6 protein-coding genes are annotated in these 4,870 nt (G+C 32.6%); all 6 read right to left on the bottom strand.

All coding sequences use genetic code 11. The annotated features are described in order from the left end of the window. The coding region (locus CI949_RS16825; RefSeq protein WP_290768462.1) for a DUF2357 domain-containing protein at nucleotides 1-1,098 on the bottom strand (1,098 nt) is incomplete at its 3' end. Nucleotides 1,099-1,206: 108 nt separating this feature from the next. Next, the gene (locus CI949_RS16820) at nucleotides 1,207-2,136 is read right to left on the bottom strand and encodes an SEC-C metal-binding domain-containing protein (protein WP_133529625.1); all 930 of its coding nucleotides are present in this window, start codon (nucleotides 2,134-2,136) and stop codon (nucleotides 1,207-1,209) included. A 23-nt stretch (nucleotides 2,137-2,159) separates the two neighbouring features. Then, nucleotides 2,160-2,627 (bottom strand): UPF0158 family protein, encoded by a 468-nt coding sequence (locus CI949_RS16815; RefSeq protein ID WP_133529626.1) that lies wholly within the window; start codon nucleotides 2,625-2,627, stop codon nucleotides 2,160-2,162. A 31-nt stretch (nucleotides 2,628-2,658) separates the two neighbouring features. Further along, the gene (locus tag CI949_RS16810; RefSeq protein ID WP_133529627.1) at nucleotides 2,659-3,093 is read right to left on the bottom strand and encodes a hypothetical protein; all 435 of its coding nucleotides are present in this window, start codon (nucleotides 3,091-3,093) and stop codon (nucleotides 2,659-2,661) included. 14 nt (nucleotides 3,094-3,107) lie between these two features. Beyond that, the gene (locus CI949_RS16805; protein ID WP_133529628.1) at nucleotides 3,108-3,446 is read right to left on the bottom strand and encodes a hypothetical protein; all 339 of its coding nucleotides are present in this window, start codon (nucleotides 3,444-3,446) and stop codon (nucleotides 3,108-3,110) included. A 60-nt stretch (nucleotides 3,447-3,506) separates the two neighbouring features. Next, entirely contained in the window at nucleotides 3,507-4,664 is a 1,158-nt protein-coding gene (locus CI949_RS16800; RefSeq protein ID WP_243733897.1) for a plasmid pRiA4b ORF-3 family protein, read from the bottom strand. Between the last annotated feature and the right edge of the window lie 206 nt (nucleotides 4,665-4,870).

Genomic DNA, 4,870 nt, shown 5'->3' with positions numbered 1-4,870 from the left:
TTTATATAATTCCTTGTAGCCGGGGGCCATCTGCAGCACCAAAGAAATCGAATCAATCTTCTGCAGCTCACCCACCTCAGCCAAGAATGAATGCTTGAGCTTTAATTTAAGCTTTCTGATCATCTTATCGATTTGATTAATCAAATCCTGATCCGGATTCATTTTAGAACTGCGGTAGTTTGCTTTAAAATGTTTGAGCCTTTTAATCAGTTCTGAAAAACTCCATTTTATAAACTTATTTTCAAAATTATCATAACTCAGCTTCTTCTCCACTGCCAGCATCTTTTCCGGCAGCTTTAATTCTTTGTCATAGTGGCGGCTGTTTTTATTGAGCCACTTGAGGCTCTGGCGGCCCACCTTTTTGACTCTGGAGGCAGGTCTGACATTTCGCTTCCTAATAATCCGGTGGTGTGGTGACTCCTCTACTCTTTTTAGAGCTTTAAATAGATCATCAAAGATATTTTCAATAATCACAAAAAATTCAGCTTCGGTAATATTCTGCTTTTCAGAAATCTTCATCTCCTGATAGGTTTTCCGCAAAAAATCGTAGGCTAAATTATATACTTCCTTATTGACTTCTTCTAAAAGCTGGTTGTAGTCCTTTTGGTAGTCAATTTTACTTGGGAAAACTTCCAGTTTGAGAGTTAAAATGACCTGAGATTTACTTCTGATCTCAAATTCAGAATAACCGATATCACTGCCGAAGTTGATGCTGCCGTAAAGAACATTATGATTGTCATTGGGATGGGAAAGAGATTCCCTGATTTCACGATTCGGATGGTAGAACTCAATTGGCATCTCAGCTTCTATGTAAAAATCATAGTTTTGATATTCAAAAAAGAGGGGATAGTTTTTAATGGAGTTGAACTGGCTCAGTTTGAGCTCGTTTATTTCCGGGTCGTGATATTTAAAAGCAAAGTCATCTGCTAAAGTTGAGCTAAAGCTGCAGGCAGCCTGAGCTCTATTTTTCTCCGGAAACTCCTTTTCGTGATCAGGATGCAGGGGCTTACCCTTGATATTTAGAGAAAGTTTATTATTTTTAATTGTGATCAGATCTATCTTTTTAGCGGCCATTTCTATCACCTTAATAACTTTCATATTTTTGATTTCACCGATTAATAGGTGAATTTTTAGCTTAGAAGATTACAAATCAGAAGCAGTCTATCCCTAGAAAATATGAGAAGGACCATTTATTAGTACCTCCAATTAATGATTTGCAACTTCCTTCACTCTATCTTTCAAGATATCGATGTCTTCCATCTTTTTAATATCACCATTTTGTAGTGCAAGTTTATAAATCTGTTCAGCTTTCCTCTTATTAGATGCTGAATCATCTAATAAGACATACTGATCCCCCCAGTAAATATATCCCCAGGTCCAATTTGGATACTTTTTAAGAATCCTTTCAAATTTTATATCACCTTTTTCAGTTTCGCCAAGATGAATATAGGCTGCAGCTTCTCCTTTACTTATTGATTGAATAAGATAATCTTTAGATTCAGGTAATAAATTGAGAAAATCTCGACAGAATTTAATCTGCTTTTTAAAATAATCTTTATTTTTCAGACCTAAATCATGAAGATTCATTTCTAAATCAGTAATCCAGTTTGACAAAAATAGATCACTTTCAAAAACTCTATTTAGTTCTTCCAAACTGTTATGTCCTTCTTTTTCAATTCTATTTTTAAAGTCTTCCCAGACATCAAGCCAGATACTACTGGCTTCCTCCTGATTATTTTTACTTAACATATTATATCCTTCTTCTATTTTTTCATCTAATTCTTCATCACAATCTTTACTATCTGTGAGTCTATTCCATAAAACCCAGGCAGCCATCCAGATGAAATCTTCTTCTCTACCGTCTGCAGTAATCTGATATTTCTGATACCAATCATCTGACAGATTGGCTGCAGAATAATAATTATCAATATTCTCTATAAATTCATCAAAATTAAAATCTATCCTATAATATTTGAGTCTAGAAATTATAGTATGCGTGTCCAACTTCTTAATATCCTCTAAGTATATACTTTTTTTAGGATCTTCAAAGTTTAGTTTTTCTTTATCTATACAGCATTTTTTATATTTTTCACCACTGCCACAGGGACAGGTATCATTTCTACCAAGTACAGCCATAAATATCTCTCCTAAATATCCATTTACTTTTTTCTATATTTAATATTATTTTCTTCACACCACTCAATTGCTATTTTCCTATATCTCTTATCTTTAAAATCATACCACTGATCTTCTAGATCATATTGATAAATCTTATCTTTAAACATTCTAAAAGCACCGTTTCCTCGAATAGCATAAAGGAGTTCTTCTCTCAGTTCTTCATCTTCGATTGAATAGCAAAAATCTTCCATAATGCTATAGTCATCAATTTCATAGTCATCCGGAAGTCTTATATAGTCATCAGTTGAAATAATATCTACTGCAGCTTTAATATTCTCCCGCTGCCATTCTGGAAATTTATCAAGGTCAGGATCTTCCTCTCCGGCTCTCAATTCATCATCCATCATCATGAAAACTTGACCAGTTTTTTTATAATAAAAATAATTACTTTCCCTGGTTCTAAGTTCTAATGCTTCTAAAACATCTTTTAAATCAACTTTTAGTGTCATATTTTAACACCCCTATTCTTGATAATAATAATCAAAAAGGTACATCAAAATCATTATCTTCATCATTGGAAATACTATCATCAAATTCTTCATCTTCCTTGTATTTTCTCTCATATTCCTCCCAGGTTATCCCATATGGAACACCACCTGAAGTATAGCCGGCTATAAAATAATAATCACTATCCTGCCAGGTATTGAAATGTTCAACTTCAAAATCACCTGGATCATCAAAATTAGCCTTTTTTGCATCTTCTTTCTCTATTTCAAGTTTATAAATCTGCTCTTTATATTCTGAATCTATCTCATGGCCCAGCAGTTCCAGTTCATTTATCGCACAAATTTTGTCAACGCCAAACCACTTGCTGTAACCTTTAACCAGATTTTCCCCTTCATATTTAGGAATCCATTTTTTTGCAGCAGCGAGTCTCTGTTTTTTATTATATCTTTTTCTTTTAGGTGCAGCCATTTATATTCCTCCAATTAGAAATAATCACTGTCCTTTATTTTCTCAATTAATAATTCAAGTTCCTGATAGGTTTCTGGATCAACCTCATCTTTATCAATAATACCTTTTGCAATTGCAATAGCAACATAATGATCCTTCATATCAAAGCTGTTATATTTTTTGAAGATTTCTCTAGAAGTTTTATTATGAAAATGATGTATCTCATCATCCAATTCAAAAGAATCCAGTTCTTCATTTTCCCACTGCTTAAATTTTAAATTGAGATCAGCTAAAGCTTTTTCTAGTTCTCTTTCATGAGCAAGACCTGTCAGCCTCCTAATTTCATTTTTAGTTTTTTTGCTGTAACCATTCATTTTTAGCTTCCTCCCTTTTTAAGAATGAAAGCTGATTCAATAAAATGTGTAAATCTTAATCTAGATGAAATCTAAATCAGACTGTATTTTTTTAGGATCATATTCTTTAAACCTCTGGCTTTCAGCCCATTCCTGCATAGTCTCATAATCTTCATAATCAGGATTTGAAATAATTCCCATAAATTCACTAAAACCACCAGGTCCTCCTACATCTTCCGGAGGTGCTTTTCCTTCCCCTTCCAGAAGTGTCGGTTTATTTGATTTATAATCTTTTAAAATTTCTTCAGTTTCAATATAGTGATGCCAGAAATCACCAAAGTCATAAATATATTTAATTCTTGCGGGAAGAACATCTTTAAGTTTAAGTTCATTTTCTACTGCAAGTTCAAAATCTTCAGCTTCAAAATTCAACTCATTTTTGTTGTATTCTAAATTCTCCTGATTCATTGTCAGGTTTAAGCTAGCTTTATAACCATCTTTATGGTATTCAGACTGGTTCCAGCACTTTGTATCATCTTTTTCTTCACTGTAGATAAAAAACTCATGCAGATGATAACCCTGCCAGTTATAGAGTTTCTGAAGAATTTTATGAAGCTGATGAAAATTATAATTTAACGGAACAATCACCTTTCTCCAGGCTTCATATTCTCCCAGTTCTAATTCGACTTTCAAAATCGCAGCTTCTGTCTTAATAATATCATCTTCGCCATAATATTCAGCTAATTTTTCTCTTAAACGCTCATTAGGATAAAAGTATTCATTATCTCCTTTGGTCGGTATATCGCTAATTTTTTTTGCTATTTCAGACTGATAAATTTCTTTTTGATTAAAATTAAATCTATCTGCATATCGTTCTGTCATTTTGCAGGAATAATTTAACCTACCTATGTAACTCCTATTATTTGCTTTCTGAAAAGTAAAGTCTTCAAACTCACTCAAATATTTATTTATTAAACTGTCTTTGATCCCTTCAAGTTTAAAAGCCCTTCTAATTCCTTCTTTAACCCGCTCTGAAAATTTAAGAAAATCCTCCTTTTTCATTCCATAAAGAACTACCGTATAATTAGAGGCATCATTATTTAAAATGACTGTTTTTCGCCGATTAATTCTAAGAAAATTGGCATGCCAGGAAAACAAATCCGGCCTTTCCTTTTGTTCAAGTTCTTCCAAATTTAATTCATCTCTTAATTTAGCTGTTGCCTGAATAAGCATCTTCATCAGTCCTTTCTGCCTGGGTTTTAATACATTACTTTTTATGTCGGTCTTTTATCTAATATTTATCAGAAGTCGGTTAATTATTTAATATCTTTAGATAAGCTTAGCTGTTCAATAAAATTATTTTTTTGAATTCTGGATTTTTAAAGTTATGATGAAAGCAGCAATCATAACAAAAATTGTAATCAAAATTAGAATAATATCAAAAT

This window comes from Halanaerobium sp. (genome assembly GCF_003070835.1).
The sequence above is the reverse complement of the archived record's forward strand: the minus strand, read 5'-3'. Positions and strand labels throughout refer to the sequence as shown.

Excerpts from the sequence above, each read along its gene's own strand:
- CI949_RS16820 (WP_133529625.1), bottom strand. The coding sequence starts at position 2,136 with ATGGCTGTACTTGGTAGAAATGATACCTGTCCCTGTGGCAGTGGTGAA.
- CI949_RS16815 (WP_133529626.1), bottom strand. The coding sequence starts at position 2,627 with ATGACACTAAAAGTTGATTTAAAAGATGTTTTAGAAGCATTAGAACTT.
- CI949_RS16810 (WP_133529627.1), bottom strand. The coding sequence starts at position 3,093 with ATGGCTGCACCTAAAAGAAAAAGATATAATAAAAAACAGAGACTCGCT.
- CI949_RS16805 (WP_133529628.1), bottom strand. The coding sequence starts at position 3,446 with ATGAATGGTTACAGCAAAAAAACTAAAAATGAAATTAGGAGGCTGACA.
- CI949_RS16800 (WP_243733897.1), bottom strand. The coding sequence starts at position 4,664 with ATGAAGATGCTTATTCAGGCAACAGCTAAATTAAGAGATGAATTAAAT.